General features: G+C 65.3%; 22 protein-coding genes and 1 riboswitch. Of the genes, 9 read left to right on the top strand and 13 right to left on the bottom strand.

The genetic code is table 11. The features are described from left to right. Positions 1-825, bottom strand: coding sequence for a pyrroline-5-carboxylate reductase (gene proC, locus CVM73_RS33235; RefSeq protein ID WP_167407198.1), 825 nt, complete (start codon positions 823-825; stop codon positions 1-3). Positions 826-1,013: 188 nt separating this feature from the next. Beyond that, positions 1,014-1,514, bottom strand: a complete 501-nt coding sequence (locus CVM73_RS33230; protein ID WP_100235993.1) for a type III secretion system chaperone family protein — start codon at positions 1,512-1,514, stop codon at positions 1,014-1,016. 462 nt (positions 1,515-1,976) lie between these two features. Beyond that, positions 1,977-2,135: riboswitch (FMN riboswitch) on the top strand. Between the two features lie 77 nt (positions 2,136-2,212). Here CVM73_RS33230 and CVM73_RS33225 point away from each other — a divergent pair. Further along, positions 2,213-2,773, top strand: a complete 561-nt coding sequence (locus CVM73_RS33225) for a 6,7-dimethyl-8-ribityllumazine synthase (protein WP_100235992.1) — start codon at positions 2,213-2,215, stop codon at positions 2,771-2,773. A gap of 114 nt (positions 2,774-2,887) precedes the next feature. Here CVM73_RS33225 and CVM73_RS33220 read toward each other — a convergent pair whose 3' ends face one another. The 5 genes from CVM73_RS33220 to lgt form a co-directional block, all read right to left on the bottom strand. Further along, a complete protein-coding gene (locus tag CVM73_RS33220) occupies positions 2,888-3,841 on the bottom strand; it encodes a ribose-phosphate pyrophosphokinase (protein WP_167407197.1) in 954 nt (317 codons plus the stop codon). Positions 3,842-4,035: 194 nt separating this feature from the next. Then, positions 4,036-4,659: a hypothetical protein gene (locus CVM73_RS33215; protein ID WP_100235990.1), complete on the bottom strand. Its 624-nt coding sequence runs from the start codon at positions 4,657-4,659 to the stop codon at positions 4,036-4,038. A gap of 248 nt (positions 4,660-4,907) precedes the next feature. Next, positions 4,908-5,675, bottom strand: coding sequence for a peptidoglycan editing factor PgeF (gene pgeF, locus CVM73_RS33210; RefSeq protein WP_100235989.1), 768 nt, complete (start codon positions 5,673-5,675; stop codon positions 4,908-4,910). After that, entirely contained in the window at positions 5,672-6,790 is a 1,119-nt protein-coding gene (locus CVM73_RS33205; protein ID WP_100235988.1) for a class I SAM-dependent methyltransferase, read from the bottom strand. The genes pgeF and CVM73_RS33205 overlap by 4 nt, the downstream gene beginning before the upstream one ends. Positions 6,791-6,811: 21 nt before the next feature. Continuing rightward, positions 6,812-7,657, bottom strand: coding sequence for a prolipoprotein diacylglyceryl transferase (gene lgt / locus CVM73_RS33200; RefSeq protein WP_100235987.1), 846 nt, complete (start codon positions 7,655-7,657; stop codon positions 6,812-6,814). A 194-nt stretch (positions 7,658-7,851) separates the two neighbouring features. On the opposite strand from lgt, the gene CVM73_RS33195 reads away from it, so the two are divergent. The 4 genes from CVM73_RS33195 to ychF all read left to right on the top strand — a co-directional run bounded on the left by CVM73_RS33195 (position 7,852) and on the right by ychF (position 10,896). Further along, positions 7,852-8,112, top strand: coding sequence for an accessory factor UbiK family protein (locus CVM73_RS33195; RefSeq protein WP_100235986.1), 261 nt, complete (start codon positions 7,852-7,854; stop codon positions 8,110-8,112). Between the two features lie 297 nt (positions 8,113-8,409). Then, entirely contained in the window at positions 8,410-9,129 is a 720-nt protein-coding gene (locus CVM73_RS33190; protein ID WP_100235985.1) for a 50S ribosomal protein L25/general stress protein Ctc, read from the top strand. A 58-nt stretch (positions 9,130-9,187) separates the two neighbouring features. Next, positions 9,188-9,793, top strand: coding sequence for an aminoacyl-tRNA hydrolase (gene pth / locus CVM73_RS33185; protein ID WP_100235984.1), 606 nt, complete (start codon positions 9,188-9,190; stop codon positions 9,791-9,793). Positions 9,794-9,798: 5 nt separating this feature from the next. Next, positions 9,799-10,896, top strand: coding sequence for a redox-regulated ATPase YchF (gene ychF, locus CVM73_RS33180; RefSeq protein ID WP_100235983.1), 1,098 nt, complete (start codon positions 9,799-9,801; stop codon positions 10,894-10,896). Positions 10,897-11,063: 167 nt separating this feature from the next. Here the strand turns inward: ychF and CVM73_RS33175 are convergent, their stop codons facing one another. Next, positions 11,064-11,360, bottom strand: coding sequence for a DUF4282 domain-containing protein (locus CVM73_RS33175; RefSeq protein WP_028134403.1), 297 nt, complete (start codon positions 11,358-11,360; stop codon positions 11,064-11,066). Between the two features lie 181 nt (positions 11,361-11,541). On the opposite strand from CVM73_RS33175, the gene CVM73_RS33170 reads away from it, so the two are divergent. From CVM73_RS33170 to CVM73_RS40530, 3 genes are all read left to right on the top strand, one after another. Continuing rightward, complete coding sequence (locus CVM73_RS33170; RefSeq protein WP_100235982.1) at positions 11,542-11,994, top strand: MaoC family dehydratase; 453 nt, start codon at positions 11,542-11,544, stop codon at positions 11,992-11,994. Continuing rightward, a complete protein-coding gene (locus CVM73_RS33165; RefSeq protein ID WP_100235981.1) occupies positions 11,994-12,473 on the top strand; it encodes a MaoC family dehydratase in 480 nt (159 codons plus the stop codon). Before CVM73_RS33170 ends, CVM73_RS33165 begins: the two co-directional genes overlap by 1 nt. Positions 12,474-12,815: 342 nt before the next feature. After that, positions 12,816-12,962, top strand: coding sequence for a hypothetical protein (locus tag CVM73_RS40530; protein WP_027545961.1), 147 nt, complete (start codon positions 12,816-12,818; stop codon positions 12,960-12,962). A 38-nt stretch (positions 12,963-13,000) separates the two neighbouring features. Here CVM73_RS40530 and CVM73_RS40525 read toward each other — a convergent pair whose 3' ends face one another. The 5 genes from CVM73_RS40525 to CVM73_RS33145 all read right to left on the bottom strand — a co-directional run bounded on the left by CVM73_RS40525 (position 13,001) and on the right by CVM73_RS33145 (position 16,634). Continuing rightward, positions 13,001-13,138 (bottom strand): hypothetical protein, encoded by a 138-nt coding sequence (locus CVM73_RS40525; RefSeq protein ID WP_164934668.1) that lies wholly within the window; start codon positions 13,136-13,138, stop codon positions 13,001-13,003. 371 nt (positions 13,139-13,509) lie between these two features. Further along, a complete protein-coding gene (locus CVM73_RS33160) occupies positions 13,510-13,932 on the bottom strand; it encodes a hypothetical protein (protein ID WP_100235980.1) in 423 nt (140 codons plus the stop codon). Positions 13,933-14,263: 331 nt separating this feature from the next. After that, positions 14,264-15,172, bottom strand: a complete 909-nt coding sequence (locus CVM73_RS33155) for a hypothetical protein (protein ID WP_100235979.1) — start codon at positions 15,170-15,172, stop codon at positions 14,264-14,266. 369 nt (positions 15,173-15,541) lie between these two features. Beyond that, positions 15,542-15,964, bottom strand: a complete 423-nt coding sequence (locus tag CVM73_RS33150) for a nuclear transport factor 2 family protein (RefSeq protein ID WP_100235978.1) — start codon at positions 15,962-15,964, stop codon at positions 15,542-15,544. A gap of 223 nt (positions 15,965-16,187) precedes the next feature. Further along, positions 16,188-16,634, bottom strand: coding sequence for a nuclear transport factor 2 family protein (locus CVM73_RS33145; RefSeq protein ID WP_100235977.1), 447 nt, complete (start codon positions 16,632-16,634; stop codon positions 16,188-16,190). Positions 16,635-17,018: 384 nt separating this feature from the next. On the opposite strand from CVM73_RS33145, the gene CVM73_RS33140 reads away from it, so the two are divergent. After that, a complete protein-coding gene (locus CVM73_RS33140) occupies positions 17,019-17,405 on the top strand; it encodes a hypothetical protein (RefSeq protein ID WP_100235976.1) in 387 nt (128 codons plus the stop codon). Positions 17,406-17,560 lie beyond the last annotated feature (155 nt).

The raw sequence follows: 17,560 nt of genomic DNA, 5'->3' as shown, positions 1-17,560 counted from the left end.
TTACTTCGCCAATTCCTTCGATCGCTTCGTCGCCGCGGCGATCGCGCGGATCATGAGATCGCGCAGACCCGGCTCGCCCATCAGCACGCCGAGCGCTGCAGCCGTGGTGCCGCCGGGCGAGGTGACGTTCTGGCGCAGCGTGCTGGAGGGCAGCTCCGACCGGTGCAGCAGCTCGCCGGAGCCGGCGACGGTCTCGCGGGCGAGCCTCATTGCGAGCGCCTCGGGCAAGCCCGCTTCGACGCCGGCCCGCGCCAGCTCCTCGGCGAGCAGGAACACGTAGGCTGGCCCTGAGCCGGAGACGGCAGTCACCGCGTCCATCAGGGCTTCGTCGTCGACCCATTCCACCGACCCGGTGGCGCGCAGCAAGGCATCCGCCACCGCGCGCTGCGCGGGGCTGACATTGTTCGCCGCAACGGCCACTGTGATGCCGCGGCCGATCGCGGCCGGCGTGTTCGGCATTGCGCGCACCACGGCGCCGCCGCAGACCTCTTGAAGCGAGGCGATCGTGGTGCCCGCCATGATCGAGACCACCGAGGTCTTGTCCGAGACGAACGGCTTCAGCTTGGCGCCGGCCTCGCGGAACAGCTGCGGCTTCACCGCGACGACCAGCGTGTCGATCGTGCCGGCGGTCGTCACGTCGGGATTGAGCACGACGCCCTTGGCGGCCAGCGCGGAGATCTCGGGCGCAATGTGCGGATCAATCACCGCGACGCGGCGCGGATCGAGCCCGCCGGCCAGCCATCCGGTCAGCATCGCGCCGCCCATCTTGCCGGCCCCGGCGAGCAGGATGGTGCCGGTGATGTCTTGGAGAGGGTTGTTCGCCATCGCTGTTGCCACAAACTCGCTGTCGTCCCCGCGAAAGCGGGGACCCATAACCACAGGCGGTTCTAGTGGATGGAGAGCAGAGCAACAAGCATCGTGCGATACGGCGGAGTCACGCGGTATGGGTCCCGGATCTGCGCGCGCTTTGGGCGCGCTTGTCCGGGACGACGTTTGGGAACGAGGGCGCGACCCTAAGCCTCGCCCACCGTGTCGAACATCGCCGCGTCCATGGCCTGCGCGGTGGTCTTGCCGGCCCACACCACGAACTGGAACGCCGGAAAATAGCGCTCGCAGGCGTGGATGGCACCGGCGAGCATGGCCTCGCATTGCGCGGTCGAGGCGGTGAGGCCGCCCGGCAGCATCAGGGCCTGGCGGTGCATCACCATGCCGGTGTTTGTCCACAAATCGAAATGGCCGACCCACAATTGCTCGTTCACGGCGGCGACGAGCCGCTGCACCTCGCTCCGCCGCGCGAGCGGAATCTTCATGTCGAACGCGCAGGCCAGATGCAGCGCCTCGATCTCGCCCATCCAGGTGAAGGAGAGCTGGTAGTCGGTCCATTGTCCCTTCGAGACAATCGTGAGTTCGTCTTCGCCGGAGCGTTCGAACGGCCAGTTGTTGCTGGCAGCGATGTCCTCGACCACCGCGAGCGGATGGCTTCTGGAATCGATAGCGCCTTCGAGCAGGGACATGCCGTCTCGACCTCTTGCCTTCTTGTTGTCTTTGATACGCACGCGGTTGGGCCCGGCGCGCGCTCCCTAAACGTCGCTACGGCGTCTCCTCGGAGTCGCCTTTGCGATCTCCTCGGAATCTTGCGATCCCTCGGATCAGCGCGGGCCTGTCGCGGATCAAGTGATGTGATTTGCGGAATCTGCGCAACGGGGTCCCGAGTCCGTCCACAAGCCAGGACTCGTTCGTCCACAGCTCATCTCCGCCACAATTCTTAACATCGAGGGTCCCGATCCGGGCGGAGGAGAACAAACCGGAATCGGATTCCCCAAAGGCGCTCACCGCAAATTCCGTCCCACGAGGGCCGGATCGCCAAGAGGACCTCAACCCCGGCATGGGACCATGCGCTTTGCCCATGCGGAACGCGCTTGCCGCGACCGCTCGCCGGCGGCATATTTCCGGTCAGGCCGTTCATTCCGGACGGCCGATGTTCTCAGGGCGGGGTGAAAGTCCCCACCGGCGGTAAGGGTCGAAAGGCCTAAGCCCGCGAGCGCCTTCCGTGAGGGTTATCCCGAAGGGAAGGGTCAGCAGATTCGGTGCAACTCCGAAGCCGACGGTCAAAGTCCGGATGAAAGAGAACGGTCGGTGGCAGACGCATCGCAAGGTGCGGCTGTTTGTCGTTCCGTGTGCCCTGATTCTGGTCCTTAAACCGAGGAAAGCCATGAATCAGATGTTGCAAGATCCCCAGACCGAAACGTCCCAGCCCACCCAACCGCCGGTTCCACAGGCCCCGGCGACGGAGCATCCGCGCTTCGCAAAGCCGCAGCGGGTGGCCTTCGTGCAGGCCTGCTGGCACCGCGACGTGGTCGCGGAGGCCCGCATCGCCTTCCTGAGGGAGGCCGAAGCCCGCCACCTCACCCATGTCGACGTGTTCGAGGTGCCGGGGTCGTTCGAGATCCCGCTGCACGCCCAGGTCCTGGCCAAGACGCGGCGCTACACCGCGATCGTCGCCGCCGGTCTCGTCGTCGACGGCGGTATCTACCGCCACGAATTCGTCGCCGACACCGTGATCAAGGCGCTGATGGATGTGCAGCTCCGCACCGAGGTGCCGGTGTTCTCGGCCGTGCTGACGCCGCAGCAATTCCACGAGACCGAGGTGCACTGCGACTTCTTCCGCAAGCATTTTGCGATCAAGGGCGTGGAGGTCGCGGCCGCCTGTGCGGAGACGTTGCACGGCCTGGAGCGCCTGCGCGGCCAGGTCGCGGCGGGGATCGTGGGGTAGGCAATGGTCATTCCGGGGCGCGCGCAGCGCGAGCCCGGAATCCATTTATCGACATGGATTGCTGCAAGATGGATTCCGGGTTCGGCGCTGACGCGCCGCCCCGGAATGACGGTGTCAGTCGAACAGGCTCGACACCGACTCTTCCGCCGCGGTGCGCGCGATCGCATCCGAGATCAGGCTGGCGATCGGCAAGGTGCGGATGTTCGGCGCCTTGGTCACCGCCTCGGTTGGCAGGATCGAGTCGGTGATCACCAGCTCTTTCAGCTTCGAGCCGGAGATGCGGGCAGCCGCGCCGCCGGAGAGCACGCCATGGGTGATGTAGGCGTAGACGTCCTTGGCGCCCTTGGCGATCAGCGCGTCGGCCGCGTTCACCAGCGTGCCGCCGGAATCGACGATGTCGTCGACCAGGATACAGGTGTGGCCGGCGACGTCACCGATCACGTTCATGACCTCGGACTCGCCGGGACGCTCGCGGCGCTTGTCGACGATGGCGAGCGGGGTGTTGATGCGCTTGGCGAGGCCGCGCGCGCGGGCCACGCCGCCGACGTCGGGCGAGATCACCATCACCTTGGAGAGGTCGAACCTCTCCTTGATGTCGCGCACCATCAGCGGCGCCGCGTAGAGATTGTCGGTCGGGATGTCGAAGAAGCCCTGGATCTGGCCGGCATGCAGGTCGAGCGTCATGACGCGGTCGACGCCGGCCTGCGTGATCAGGTTGGCGACGAGCTTGGCCGAGATCGGCGTGCGCGACCCCGATTTGCGGTCCTGCCTTGCGTAGCCGAAATAGGGCAGCACCGCGGTGATGCGGCGCGCCGAGGAGCGGCGCAGCGCGTCGGTGATGATCAGGAGCTCCATCAGATGGTCGTTGGCGGGGAACGAGGTCGACTGGATGATGAAGGCATCCGAGCCGCGGACGTTCTCCTGGATCTCGACGAAGATCTCCATGTCGGCGAAGCGCCGCACCACCGCCTTGGTCAACGGCAGGTCGAGGCCCTGCGCGATGGCCTGGGCGAGGGCCGGATTGGAGTTGCCGGCGACGAGCTTGATGGAGCCGTTTTTGGCCGACATGGACGCTTCCTCCCGCGCTTTGCTGGATACGACGTTCAACATCAGAAAATACCCACTGGCAGCACGGTTACGACGGGCGAGGAAATATCAGGCCGGGGGCTCAAATGGCAACCCGGGATGCTACGTTTTCCCTTCGAAAATCCTGAGTCGGGCCAACGGCTTGGTCGCAACTTGAGGCCGTGGTTTAGCGGGGGTTATCGTTCGGCATAGCCGAGGGCTGAGGTCGGCATGTCCGGCACTGGGGCCCCCTTGACGACGTTTGCCACCGCCGGTCCCCGCAACGCTGGAGCCGCGCCCGGGGCATCCGGCGTTCCGTTGATCATGTTGGAAAGTCCGCTGAATCCGGCCTGGGCGATCTTCCGCAGCACGAGGTCGTCGGCGGCCGCCCAAGCATCACGTGTCGCGTCGCGGCCGCCCTTGGCCGAGGTCGGTTCCTCGCCGGAGAGGCGCAGCGCCCGCTGCTGGTTGGCGTCGTAGACGTCCCAGACCCAGGCGATGACGGTCTTGCCGCGCACCACCTGGGCGGAGAGATAGCTGCGCACGCGGTAGGCGGCCGCGCCTTCGCGGGAGACGACGGACAGGCTGCGCAGCTTGGATTCGCTGTCGAGCACGCCGACCATGCGGTCGAACACCTGCGGCGGCGGCCCGTCGATCGATTCGAAGGCCACCGTCGCGCCGCTGCTCGGCGCCATCGCATAGGAGTTGGCGGCGCTGCCACCACCGCCGGCGCAGCCGCCAAGCGCGGTCGCGCCCGCCAGCAGCATGACCGCCAGCACGCGCGAGCCCGCGCGGCGCAGAAAAGATGACGCTTCCCTCATTGGAGGGCAGCGATATCGTTAAAATCGATTAAGGTCTAGGGCGGGCGCGCCACAAACATACTGTCATTCCGGGGCGCGCCACCCGAACTCGGGTTTACCCGAGTTCGGTAGATTTGGAGGAGCCAAGTCGGCAACAGCCGACTTGGATGGCGCGAGCCCGGAATCCATCTCGCCGCGTGAATTGCTGCACGATGGATTCCGGGTTCTCGCTTCGCGAGCCCCGGAATGACGGCGTGTTGCCTGTGTGTTCACCCCTCCAGCGCGATGGCGTGAACGTGCCGGCCGTAATCCGGCTCCTTGCGATGCACCGAGCGGCGATAGCTGAAGAAGCGCTCGTCGGCGTAGGTGTCGAGGCCGAGATCGTCGATCATCAGGATGCCCGCGGCTTCCAGCCGCTTGCGGATGAAGCCGGCGAGGTCGAACATCGCGTGGCCCTCGCGCACGGAGGGGATGAAGAACACCGCGTTGTCCGCATCCGCCTCGATGAAGCGCGCAACGAACTCGTTGCCGACCTCGTAGCTGTCCTGGCGGATCAGCGGGCCGATCGCGGCGATGATGCCACCGCGCGTGGCACCGAGCTTCTCCATCGCCGAGATCGTCGCTTCCAGCACGCCGGTCAGTGCGCCCTTCCAGCCGGCATGTGCGCCGCCGATCACGCGCGCATTGGGATCGACGAATAGCACCGGTCCGCAATCGGCGGTGGAGACGCCGAGTGCGATGCCCGGCGTCTTCGTCACCAGCGCGTCGCCCTTCGGCCGCGGTCCGCTCGGCCACGGCAATTCGGCAATGAGCGCGTCGGGCGAATGAATCTGGTGCAGGCTGAGGAAGCGTTCGGGTGCGACGCCGACATGTTCGGCCATGCGCCGCCGGTTCTCGGCGACCAGGGTCTGATCGTCGTTGGAGCCGAGCCCGCCGTTCAGCGCGGAATAGATGCCGCCGGAGACGCCGCCCTCGCGGGTGAAGAAGGCATGGCGCAGGCCGGGCACGGCCGACAGCAGCGACGAAGCAAGCGTCATGAGGCCTCTCCTGCCTGTTCGAGATCGCTGAGGCCGGCAAGGCCTGATAGCCGGGGCTCGGAGATGCCGAGCACCTTGAACATCGAGCCCATGCCGCCGCGCCCGGTATCGGTCAGGCGCTTGAGCGCGACCGAAATGTCGGTGGCCACCTCCGGCGCCGCCTTCTGCATCAACGCGGCGGCGCGGGTGTCGATGCCGATACGCTTGAGGAAGTCGCCTTGCGTCACCGGGCCATGCACGCGGGCGCCGACATCCTCGGCCGCACGCGCCAGCGCCTGGAAGTCCACATGAGCGGTGACGTCGGCCTGGCCCGGCGCCTTCAAGGGATCGGCGAAGGTGTGGCGCGCGATGGCCTGAAAGGTGTCGCCGGCATCGCTGCGCAGATGGCCGTAGTCGATGATCAGCGCCGCGCCGTCCTGGTCGCGCACGCGCGTGGCAAGCTTCATGATTTCGCCGTCGGGTCGCCATTCGAACACGGCGCCGACCGGAGCTGCGCGCACCAAGGGCGGCAGCAGCACGTCGAAGCGCGGCGTCGGCTCCGGCGCGGCGCCGAACTGAAGCCTTCCGTTGGGATCGATCTCGATGACGCGCTCGTGCCAGCCGTTCTCGTGGCGGATCATCTGATGGATCGGCAGCACGTCGAAAAATTCGTTGGCGAGGATGATGCTCGGGCCTTCCGGCACCTCATCGATGCTGTCGTGCCAGGCGATGTTGCGCACGTTGGCGAGCGTCGCGCTCTGCCGTTCACGCAGGACCGGATTGACCTCGACCATGTGGATGTGGAGCGCCTGGTAGAGCGGCGGCAGCACGCGCAATGCGCGCAGCGCATCGGCCATCATGGTGCCGCGGCCGGGGCCGAGCTCGATCAGCCGCAAAAATTGCGGCGAGCCCATCTGCTTCCAGACCGAGGCGGTCCATAGGCCCAAGAGCTCGCCGAACATCTGGCTGACCTCGGGCGCGGTGGTGAAGTCGCCCTCACGCCCCAAGGGATCGCGCGAGACGTAATAGCCGTAGCGCGGGTGCATCAGGCACAGTTCCATGTACCGCCAGACCGGCATGGGGCCTGAGGACTTGATCAGCGCCTTGATCTCGTTGAGGAGCGGCTGGTCGGTCACGGCGTGCTTTCTCGAAATGAATTAACGAACGGCCTGGACGGGCTTCGGCGCACCGCGCCTGACAGCCCATACAATAAGCATGGCGCCGACGATAAGCATCGGGATCGACAACAGCATGCCCATGGTTAATCCGCCCCAGAGGAAACCGAGCTGCGCGTCCGGCTCGCGGAAATGCTCGCCGGCGATCCGGGTCAGCCCATAGATCAGGATGAAGGCGCCGAGGATCATGCCGGGGCGCCTCAAGGCGCCGAAGCGGATCATGATCGCGAGCACGGTGAACAGCAGGATGCCTTCCATGCCCGCTTCATAAAGTTGGCTCGGATGGCGCGGCAGCTGTGTCGGATCGTTGGGGAAGATCATCGCCCACGGCAGGCTCGGGTCCGTGGCACGGCCCCACAATTCGCCGTTGATGAAATTGGCGATCCGCCCGAGCAAGAGCCCGACCGGGGCGACCGCGGTGGTGATGTCGCCGAGCGACAGGATCGAGATGCCGCCCCGATAGGCAAACCACATCACCGCGACGACGCAGCCGAGGAAGCCGCCATGGAACGACATGCCGCCTTCCCACAATCGGAAGATCGCGGCGGGATGATCGATGAAGAACGGCAGATTGTAGAACAGCACGTAGCCGGTGCGGCCGCCGAGGATGATGCCGAGCGTGACCCACAGGATGAAGTCGTCGACCTGCACCAGCGAGATCGGCGCCGGTCCGCCCCACAGGCGCTCGTTCTTCAGCAGCGAGCGCGCATAGAGCCAGCCGAACACGATGCCGCAGATATAGGCCAGCGCATACCAGCGGATCGCGAAGGGGCCGATCTCGATCGCGATCGGCTTGAAGGCGGGAAAGTCGATCAGCAGAAAGGGCATCGCGCCTTCTATGTCCAAGCGAAATCGCGGCGGTCGAGCGCCGGCGGACGCCCTGTGATTCTTATGCAGGGACGTTGAATACGATTGCAAGGAAACCGGTTCATGACAAGGATACCGCCGCTTCGCCCTTGAACCGGCCCGCTCGGATTGCCATTGTCTTTCGCGAGTTCGCGCAAAGTTTATCGGAGGCCGCCATGACCCAGACCAGCAACCGGTTTTTCGACGAGATCGGCCGCCTGATGAACGACGCCGCCGGTGCGGCCCAGGGCGTCAAGCGCGAGTTCGACACGGTGATGCGCAGCCAGGCCGAAAAATTCCTGCGCGACATGGACCTCGTCAAGCGCGAGGAGTTCGAGGCGGTCAAGGACATGGCCCGCCTGGCGCGCGAGGAGAACGAGGCCCTGAAGGCGCGGATTGCTGCGCTGGAGGCGAAGCTCGGCGGCACGCCGACGTAGGCACGCGTCCTTACCCTCCCCTGGAGGGGAGGGTCGGCGCGCAGCGCCGGGGTGGGGTGATCTCTCCACTCGGGCACCGCCTCAATGGAGGGACTGTCACCCCACCCCGCTCGCGCTTGCGCGATCGACCCTCCCCCTCCAGGGGAGGGTGGCAGCCCATTCTCCTTGTCATTTCCGCATCTTCCGGGTAAAAGCCCGCCACGTCCGCGGCCCCCGCACCCCTGGAGGCCTGCTGCGGACCATGCCATGGGCCGCGCTGCGGCCCATTAACTTTTGCAAAAACAAGGACTTAACGACATGGCGACGACCGTCAAGGAATTGAAGGCGACCGCACGTCCGAAGAGCGGCAAGGGGGCCGCCCGGGCTGAGCGTCGCGCCGGGAGAGTGCCCGGAGTGATCTATGGCAACAACCAGCCCCCCGTCACGATCTCGATCGAAGATCGTGAACTGCGCCAGCGCATCCTCGCCGGCCGGTTCCTGACCACGCTGGTCGACATCGATCTCGAGGGCAAGAAGCACCGCGTGATTCCGCGCGACTACCACCTCGATCCGGTCAAGGACTTCCCGATCCATGTCGACTTCATGCGGCTCGGCGAAGGCGCCACCATCCGCATCAGTGTGCCCTTGCACGTCGTGAAGGCGGAAGGCTCGCCCGGCGTGAAGCGCGGCGGCACCGTCAACATCGTCGCCCACGCCATCGACCTCGAATGCGGCGTCGAGAGCATTCCGCAGTACATCGAGGCCGATGTCGGCTCGCTCGAAATCGGTCACTCGCTGCATCTGTCGGACGTCAAGCTGCCGGCTGGCGTGAAGGCGCTGACCCGCGAGGACGCGACGCTCGTCACCATCGTCCCGCCGTCCGGCTACGCCGAAGAGCAGAAGGCCGCAGCTGCGGCGGCTGCCGGTGGCGCTGCTCCGGGCGCAGCGGCTGCTCCGGCGGCTGGTGCGGCTGCTCCGGCTGCTGCTGCTCCGGCGGCGGCTGCCAAGGCTCCCGCTGGCGGCGACAAGAAGAAGTAATCTCTCAAAGCTGGCGCGCGGTCCTTGATCGCGCGCCGAGCGAGGGGCGCGCCGCGTCATGCGACTCTTTGTTGGGCTCGGCAATCCCGGCGCGAAATACGCACGTAACCGGCACAATATCGGCTTCATGGCCGTCGACGAGATCGCGCGGCGTCATGGCTTTGCGCCATGGCGCCGTCGCTTTCAGGGCGAGACCTCCGAGGGCTCGCTGGGCACTGAGCGCGTGATCCTGCTCAAGCCCATGACCTACATGAACGAGTCCGGCCGCAGCGTTCAGGAAGCGGCAGGATTCTTCAAGATCGCCGAAGGCGACGTCACCGTGTTCCATGACGAGCTCGAGCTGCTGCCGGGCAAGGTGCGGGTGAAGATCGGCGGCGGCATCGCCGGCCACAACGGCCTGCGCTCCATCTCGGCCCATATCGGCAACGACTATCGCCGGGTGCGGCTCGGCATCGGTCATCCCGGCGTCAAGGAGCTGGTGCACGGCCATGTGCTGTCGGACTTCGCCAAGGCCGACAACGAATGGGTGGCGACGCTCTGCGACGCGGTCGCCGAGCACGCCGCGCTGCTTGCCAAAGGCACGGACGCGACTTTCGCCAACAGGGTGCATCTCGCCATGCAGGCGAAGGGATTTTTGACCAAGGACGAGAACGGCAAGGAATAACGCTCGTGGGATTTAAATGCGGGATCGTCGGATTGCCCAATGTCGGCAAGTCGACCTTGTTCAATGCGCTGACCGAGACGGCCGCGGCGCAAGCCGCGAACTATCCGTTCTGCACCATCGAGCCGAATGTCGGCGAGGTCGCCGTGCCGGATCCGCGCCTGGAGAAGCTCGCCGCCGTCGCCAAGTCGGGTCAGATCATTCCGACCCGGCTGACCTTCGTCGATATCGCGGGCCTCGTGCGCGGCGCCTCCAAGGGCGAAGGCCTCGGTAACCAGTTCCTCGCCAACATCCGCGAGGTCGACGCCATCGCGCATGTCGTGCGCTGCTTCGAGGACTCCGACATCACCCATGTCGAAGGCAAGATCGCCCCGCTCGCCGACATCGAGACCATCGAGACCGAGCTGATGCTCGCCGACCTCGACAGCCTCGAGAAGCGCGTCGACAACCTCACCAAGAAGGCCAAGGGCAACGACAAGGACGCCAAGGAGCAGCTCGACCTCGTCAACCGCACTTTGGTGCTGCTGCGCGAGGGCAAGCCCGCGCGCCTCGTCGAGCGCAAGGCGGAGGAAGAGCGCGCTTTCTCGATGCTCGGCCTCCTGTCATCGAAGCCGGTGCTCTATGTCTGCAACGTCGAAGAGGGCTCCGCGGCCACCGGTAATGCCTTCTCTAGGGCGGTCGAGGAGCAGGCTGCGAAGGAGGGCGCGATCGCTGTCGTCATCTCCGCCAAGATCGAGTCCGAGATCGCGACGATCTCGCGTGAAGAGCGCACGGATTTCCTGGAGACCCTGGGCCTCGAAGAAGCCGGCCTCGATCGCCTGATCCGCGCCGGCTACCGGCTTCTCGACCTCATCACCTACTTCACCGTGGGCCCGAAGGAAGCGCGCGCCTGGACCATCCATCGCGGCACCAAGGCGCCGGCGGCCGCCGGCGTGATCCACACCGATTTCGAGAAGGGTTTTATTCGCGCCGAGACGATTGCGTATGATGATTACGTCGCGCTCGGCGGCGAAGCCGGCGCCCGCGATGCCGGCAAGCTCCGCCTCGAAGGCAAGGAATACGTCGTCGCCGACGGCGACGTGATGCATTTCAGGTTTAATACGTAGGCTGGATCTCGTGCCCCGGACGCCGCGCAGCGCTTCCTTGGCGATGCGAAGCATCGTCCAGTGCGGTGCGCTGCAGAGCCGGGGCCCAGGAGTCTTGATCGCGGATGCATGGGTCCCGGCTCTGCGTCGCGTCATTTCATGCCGCGCCGCGTCCGGGACACGAGGCCTCACCGCATCCCGCTGCCCTGGTCCCGGATTGCGCCGAGATGCTCGTTGATGCGGAAGACGATCAGGATCAGCTCCGCGACGATGCGCGAGAACACGATGCCGACGACGACGCTCGCGATCGAGGACAGCAGCACCAGGAAGCCGCCGAACGGGCTGATCGCCATCGCAGCAAGGCCTGAGAAGATGCCGGAGAGGCCGAACAGGCAGATCAGCGCGATCACCAGCCAGTAGAAGGTCTTGATGATCGTCGGCGTGATGAAGCGGTCCCATTGAAACAGGTCGCTGAATGAGAACATTGCTTTCCCCAGGTAAGTCGGGACGCCAAATTTGGGCCGCGTCGATGCATTCTGGCCCTCGGCTGATCCGACTCAAAACCACCGCGGCCACCCCGTATGTAGCACGAGCCATGCGGGCCGGCGGGTTGAGATTGCCGCAAAGTGCGGCCACAATCTGTCATTCCCGCAAAGCTTTCCCAAGATGACCCTGACCTTCGAAGATTTCCCGCCCGGCCGGTTCGGAACGTTCGGCCCGCGCCATGTCACCCGCGAAGAGATTTTGGCCTTCGCCGCCGAGTTCGATCCGCAGCCGATGCACCTCGACGAGGAGGCGGCTAGCAAGAGCATGCTGCGCGGCCTGTCCGGCTCGGGCTGGCACCTCTGCTCGCTGATGATGCGGATGATGGCCGACGGTTTTATCACCCGCGCCGCGTCGCTCGGCTCGCCCGGCGTCGACGAGGTGCGCTGGTTGGCACCTCTGCGGCCCGACGACGATCTCATGCTCGACGTCGACGTCGTGGAGGCGCGCGCTTCGAAGAGCCGCCCCGGGCTCGGCATCGTCAAGTTCAAATGCACCGTGCGCAATGCGGCGGGGCAGGCGCTCGCCGAGATGACCTCGCCGATCCTGATCAAGCGGCGCGAGGGAGCGGTCTGATGCGGTTCTTCGACGACATCGCGATCGGCCAGCGCCGCGAGATCGGCACCTATACGTTCACCGCGGAGTCCATCAAGACGTTCGCCCAAAAATTCGATCCGCAGCTCTTTCACCTCGACGAGGAGGAAGGCAAGAACTCGCTGTTCGGCGGGCTCGCCGCCTCGGGCTGGCATGTCGGCTCGGCCTGCATGAGCCTGCTTGTCGCCGACGGCCAGCGCCTGGCGCGTGAGGCCGCGTCGCGCGGCGAGGAGGTCGCGGTGTGGGGTCCGTCGCCGGGTTTTCGCGACCTGCGCTGGATCAGACCGGTGCTCGCGGGCGATACCGTCGCTTACGTCAATGAAGTCATCGACAAGCGCACCTCGGCCTCGCGCCCCGGCTGGGGCATTCTGACAGCTCGCACCACCGGCACCAACCAGCGCGGCGAGGAGGTCTACTCCATCACCGCCTCAGCCTTCGTGCCGCTGCGGGCGAAGGGCTGATTTAGAATCGATCGAGCTGGTGCTTCTTCACCTCTCCCCGCTTGCGGGGAGAGGTCGGATCGCGCTTGCGATCCGGGTGAGGGGGTACAGGTCTCTCGATCATCGCGTGCGCGGAGAGAAGCCCCTCACCCCAACCCTCTCCCCGCAAGAGCGGGGCGAGGGAGTGGAGAAACCGAGCGAGTGTTGCTCGCGCGCTATGGACGCGATTCCGGGCGGCTGCCATAAGCCTGCGCAACGTGGTTACCGCGAAGCAGTTTGGCGGAACCGGTGAGTTGCTAACTAATTATGAACCTGTCGCTGTCTATTTGAAACGAATTGGGCAGAGGACAGGGGACGAGGACCATGGCTGACCGCGGCGCACTCAAGTTTGTTGGATTCATCTTCGCGACCGCGACGCTGGCCGTGATGCTGGTCGCCGGCATGGTGGTGAAGGGTTATGCCGATGGCGCCTACACGCTGGAAGCCTCGACCGTGGAAGCCGCCCGCTAAGGGTTGGTCGATTTTTCGGGCCGGCGTCCGGCCCGCGGTCAGCGGCTGTAGACGAACGCCAGCACCGCGATCGCAACCGCCAGCAATCCGACAAAGCGCAGCATGATCGTGCCGAGCTGATTCGGCGCGGGCCGCAGCGATATGGGGTCCGTGTTGTCGGGCCGAATGCTTTCCATGACATGTCCCCTGAGCCCGACCGTACCGGCACGGGCGCTTGGCATTGGTCGCCGGCGAGGGGTGGAGGGTTCAAAGGCGGGCTGCGTTGGTCGCGTTGACTATGTGAACGCCTATCCACCGCCGCGCTGTGGTCGCGGCCACACCCTCCGCTGTCATGCCCCGGCTTGACCGGGGCATCCAGTACGCCGCGGCCTCTCGGCTCATTCACTGCCGTCTCTGGAACACTGGATCACCCGCCCCAGTGCGCAATTGCGCACAAGGCGGGTGATGACACCTGCGTTGGAGAGACAGTTGTGCCCCATTCCCCCAGAATCAAAACCGCCGCGCCCCTCCCGGAGCGCGGCGGCTGGTGATGCGGCGCTGTGTGCGATCAGCTGTTGCGCAGGCCGTCGGCGGCGCGCTTCCACTGCGCGACATTGTCGGCGATCATGCGGGTCGACTTCATGGCGGCCTGGCTGAGCTGGGCATAGCCGGAGATCTCGCGCTGGACGCGCTGGCCTTCGGCATGCAGCAGGTCGCGCAGGCTCTCGAGCTCGGAGATCAAATTCTCGATCTCGGCGAGCGAGGTGCCGGCGACGCGCTGGATCAGCGAGTTGACGTTGTTGACGGTGGCTTCCGCGCTCGGGTCGAGCGGCGGCGCGTCGGTGGTGCCCGATGCCGGACGGCGCAGATAGGCGATGTCGTTGCGGACGAAATCGCGGATGCCGGCTTCGACCTCGGTCACGGCGGCGAGGTTGGTGTCGACCGTCTCGGTCTCGGTGGTTTCGATCTTTTCGGGACGGATGGCGTTCATCGTTGTTCCCCTGTTCGCGTTGAGCGCAGCGCGAGTGTCCCCGCACGACGATGTCTGTAAGGCAGTCCGCATCAGGGCGTCCGATTTTGACAGCAAATGGGCCGAGATGCGGCAAGGCCGGACCATTCGGGGGTTTTGCCGTGGCGTATGGTTAGCGGAGTGTGAATGCCTGGCAGGAAGGCGGTAAACCTGTCCCCTCATGGTGAGGAGCGCGCCCTTCGCGCGCGTCTCGAACCATGAAAGGCCCCGCTGTGGCAGCGGGGGCCTCGATCCTTCGAGACGCGTTCCTTCGGACCGCCCTCAGGATGAGGGGAAAGATTGGAGGTTCGGGCTACCAGCTCTTCTTGAAACCGGCCGTCACGCTCTTGTTGATCGCGCCTTGCGAGGTTTCGCCGACCGAGCCGGAGACGGTGACGTTGTCGAACAGCTTCTGCTCGGCGCCGAGCTTGCGCAGCCATTTGTCGTCGGTGGTCGACAGCGTCTGGCCGGCGGTGATGCTGGTGCCGGTGTCGGTCATGGTGACCTTGGCGGTCTGCTCGGTCTCGTAATTGCGCGTGATGTGGCCGCCGATGCCGGGGACTGCGGTGGTGCCCTGCTGGTTGACGCTGTAGCCGTTCTGCAGCGTCAGCGAGGTGTCGCCCGACAGCGGCACCGATTTGGTCAGTGACGCCCCGATCTTGCTGTGCTCGGCGCCGGGATCGACCCGGGCTTCCACCGCGGTCTTGTCCCAGATCGAGCCCGCGCCGGGTGCGGTCGCCGCCGCCCAGGCGCTGCCGGAGGATTGCGGCAGGCTGCCGCCATTGGCGGCCTTCTGCGCCAGCAGCTCGGACATCGTCCTGGGTTCGCTCGTCACCGTCATGTCGGCGCCGATCCGCGTATCCCAGAACGAGAACACGGACTGCTTCACCGTCACCGCCGAGGAGCCGTTTGCATTGGGGTTCGACGACCAGTCCAGGCCCTCCTTGGCGGCGGCCTGGGCGCGCTTCTTGGCGGCCATGGGGTCGATGCCGGTCCCGGCATCGACCGCGAGCTGGCTCCAGTCGAGCTTGTCGACATCGATGCCCTTGAGCACGTCGGGGTCGTTGACGTCGGGAGCCTCTGCGGCCTCGGTCGCTTCGTCGTCAGGCGCGGCCGCTGTGGGTGGAATGATCTGCGCCGAGACCGTCAGCACCGAGCCCAAGATGAATGCGGCCGCCAGCAACGGCAGCCCGGTCCAGCCAAACCTTGTCGAGAATTCCATCGTCCTGCCCGCGAGCCCCGGCGCATGCTTCCCGATAATCTATATCGCCCGCAAAGACCATGCGCCATTCCGGCGCTGAAAGTGCCGATTCATCGTTGCGGAATTGTGGCGGTTCGCCGGGGGACGCGAACCAACGGGCCGCGCGAAAGGCGCGCGCCCGATGACGAGCTTGTGATGCGACGGCATCCGGCGGGGCTGGAGGCCAGGACGTCGCGATCGCCTCGCCATCGGTCCCGACAAGCAGGGCCCGTTGGCGTCCCCCCTAAAGCGCGATGATCATCATCGCGCTTCAGGTTGTTGTTTGCGCATGATCTTTTCGGAAAACCGCTTCGCACTTTTCCGAATCATGCGTTAGCCGACGCTGGTCATCTACGGCAGATGAATGGCGCGGCCGAGTGCCTGCTCGACCAGGTCGAAGGTGTCGATCAGCACGCGCATGCTGACGAGCTTGCCCGCCTTGAACTGGGCGAATTGCGCCACGCGCAAGCTGATCGGCTTGTTGGAATCCAGAGCGGTCAGCGAATAGCGCAGCATCGAGGCGGCGGAATCGACGCCCAGCATGATGCTCTCGCGGTCGAAGCGGCGGACGTGGAAATTGTCGGCGAGCTGGCGGATGACGTCGAGCACGGCATCCCTGCCCTGGCGCGCGCCGAAGAACGGAAACATGTCGATCGGGCCGTAAAGCGCCCACTCGACGTCCTCGTCGATCAGGGCTTCGATATCCCTGAAATCCCGGTCGTTGATCGCGCGGTGCAACGCACGCGAGAAACGCCAGAGGCTGTGCTCTGTCATTTGGGGCAGTCCTGAAGCTGGCTTGCGAAAGAAACGGAAAACAACCCCATGCACAGTCAGGTGCCGGGGGCTCAACTCGTTTGTATACGAATAAAATACGGGGTTTCGGCCAAAACGCAATTCACGTTTTCGCAATGCACCATTGAACGGGCTTTGTGAGATTTACAATAGAACCCCGTGATTTTCCGGGTCTCGGCGCGAGTTCCCGGCGAGGGGAGAAGCATCAATCCACCCGCGCGCCCGTGATCAGCGGCCCGATCTCGCGCTCCAGCACCTGCTGCACCAGGTCGTAGGAATCGATGATCTCGCGGATCTCCGCCACCAGCCCGCCGCGGAAGCTGTAGAACACCGCCATGTCGAACTGCACGACGCGGTCGTTGCTACGCTTCCTGAAATAGGCGTGCATGTAGGTCGCGACCGCCTCGCCCTCGGCGAGGATGTGCGGCGCCTTGTAGCGGATTTCCGAATAGCGCGACCAGATCGTCTGCCAGAGCTCGCGCAGCTCTTGCTTGCCGTGGCGCGGCACCATGTGCGGCAGCACGTCGATCGGCGCGTGGGTGAGAAAGTCGACGTCGTCGGTGCAGCAGGACAGTGCCGTCTCGATATCGCCGCGCGCGAAGGCGTCGAGCAGGTGCACGACGCGCTGGCGATTCAGCTTCTCGACCGTCATTCCGCCCGTCCTCGTGTGGCCCCGTGACGTTCCGCAACGCTAACGCGCGGTTTCGCGCATCGGCAATCCGCGAAATCACAGGGATGTTGCAGACGTTTTGACGCGCGAGCGCAATGCCTGGTTCATGGTGTACAATTGAGGGTTGAGTTGCTGACATGGCTGCACGATTCGCGCTATTCGTGTGCGTGGCAGCGGCAACAGCAGAGACAGATGAACGGGCAGGGGAAGCTGTAACTTCCGGTCATTCCGGGGGGGCGCCACTTGGCGCGAACCCGAAATCCATCTCGCCGCTGGCTCCGGTCGCGGAATAGGGCGTGACCCATCTCACATCACCCCACCGGTATCACAACTACTGTCATCCGCATGTCATCAGGGAGACGTGCCATGGCCACCACCGCCACCGCCAGAAAGTCCCGCCTGCACAACGCGCTTGAAGGCCTCGCGCTGACCGCGACCCTGCAGAGCTTCCCGACCTTCGCCGCAGCCGCCTTCCTGCTCAAGCTCGTCGGCAACCACGACCTCGTCGGCGACCCCGGCGTCGCCATCTTCGTCGCGGTTGCCTCGCTGATGCACGCGATGCTCGCGGTGGCTCTGGGCCCGAGCTTCCCCGCCGTCTTCAAGACCGTCTACGAGCCGAAATTCTTCGAGGCCCATCTGTCGCTGTCCGACAAGATCACGGCCTGGCGCACCCAGCCGGTCGCCTCGCTCCAGCTCATGACCATCGTGCTGTTGCTGTCGGTGATGGCGGTGGTGACGGCGAGCGTGGGGTGAGGGGGAGCAACCTCTCCGCCGTCATTCCGGGGCGTCGCAAAGCGGCGAGCCCGGAATCCATAACCACTAAGAGCGCTTTCCTCTATACAAATCTGACTCTGCCGACAATCCACCCTGTGTAGTATACCTGGTTCTGCACGCACATCAAAAAAACA

Origin of the sequence: Bradyrhizobium forestalis (assembly GCF_002795245.1) — a bacterium.
Classification (GTDB): domain Bacteria; phylum Pseudomonadota; class Alphaproteobacteria; order Rhizobiales; family Xanthobacteraceae; genus Bradyrhizobium; species Bradyrhizobium forestalis.
The sequence above is the reverse complement of the archived record's forward strand: the minus strand, read 5'-3'. Positions and strand labels throughout refer to the sequence as shown.

Bases quoted from the DNA above. Each gene is read 5' to 3' on its own strand.
- proC (WP_167407198.1), bottom strand. From the start codon at position 825: ATGGCGAACAACCCTCTCCAAGACATCACCGGCACCATCCTGCTCGCC.
- CVM73_RS33230 (WP_100235993.1), bottom strand. From the start codon at position 1,514: ATGTCCCTGCTCGAAGGCGCTATCGATTCCAGAAGCCATCCGCTCGCG.
- CVM73_RS33225 (WP_100235992.1), top strand. From the start codon at position 2,213: ATGAATCAGATGTTGCAAGATCCCCAGACCGAAACGTCCCAGCCCACC.
- CVM73_RS33220 (WP_167407197.1), bottom strand. From the start codon at position 3,841: ATGTCGGCCAAAAACGGCTCCATCAAGCTCGTCGCCGGCAACTCCAAT.
- CVM73_RS33215 (WP_100235990.1), bottom strand. From the start codon at position 4,659: ATGAGGGAAGCGTCATCTTTTCTGCGCCGCGCGGGCTCGCGCGTGCTG.
- pgeF (WP_100235989.1), bottom strand. From the start codon at position 5,675: ATGACGCTTGCTTCGTCGCTGCTGTCGGCCGTGCCCGGCCTGCGCCAT.
- lgt (WP_100235987.1), bottom strand. From the start codon at position 7,657: ATGCCCTTTCTGCTGATCGACTTTCCCGCCTTCAAGCCGATCGCGATC.
- CVM73_RS33195 (WP_100235986.1), top strand. From the start codon at position 7,852: ATGACCCAGACCAGCAACCGGTTTTTCGACGAGATCGGCCGCCTGATG.
- CVM73_RS33190 (WP_100235985.1), top strand. From the start codon at position 8,410: ATGGCGACGACCGTCAAGGAATTGAAGGCGACCGCACGTCCGAAGAGC.
- pth (WP_100235984.1), top strand. From the start codon at position 9,188: ATGCGACTCTTTGTTGGGCTCGGCAATCCCGGCGCGAAATACGCACGT.
- CVM73_RS33175 (WP_028134403.1), bottom strand. From the start codon at position 11,360: ATGTTCTCATTCAGCGACCTGTTTCAATGGGACCGCTTCATCACGCCG.
- CVM73_RS33170 (WP_100235982.1), top strand. From the start codon at position 11,542: ATGACCCTGACCTTCGAAGATTTCCCGCCCGGCCGGTTCGGAACGTTC.
- CVM73_RS33165 (WP_100235981.1), top strand. From the start codon at position 11,994: ATGCGGTTCTTCGACGACATCGCGATCGGCCAGCGCCGCGAGATCGGC.
- CVM73_RS40530 (WP_027545961.1), top strand. From the start codon at position 12,816: ATGGCTGACCGCGGCGCACTCAAGTTTGTTGGATTCATCTTCGCGACC.
- CVM73_RS40525 (WP_164934668.1), bottom strand. From the start codon at position 13,138: ATGGAAAGCATTCGGCCCGACAACACGGACCCCATATCGCTGCGGCCC.
- CVM73_RS33160 (WP_100235980.1), bottom strand. From the start codon at position 13,932: ATGAACGCCATCCGTCCCGAAAAGATCGAAACCACCGAGACCGAGACG.
- CVM73_RS33155 (WP_100235979.1), bottom strand. From the start codon at position 15,172: ATGGAATTCTCGACAAGGTTTGGCTGGACCGGGCTGCCGTTGCTGGCG.
- CVM73_RS33150 (WP_100235978.1), bottom strand. From the start codon at position 15,964: ATGACAGAGCACAGCCTCTGGCGTTTCTCGCGTGCGTTGCACCGCGCG.
- CVM73_RS33145 (WP_100235977.1), bottom strand. From the start codon at position 16,634: ATGACGGTCGAGAAGCTGAATCGCCAGCGCGTCGTGCACCTGCTCGAC.
- CVM73_RS33140 (WP_100235976.1), top strand. From the start codon at position 17,019: ATGGCCACCACCGCCACCGCCAGAAAGTCCCGCCTGCACAACGCGCTT.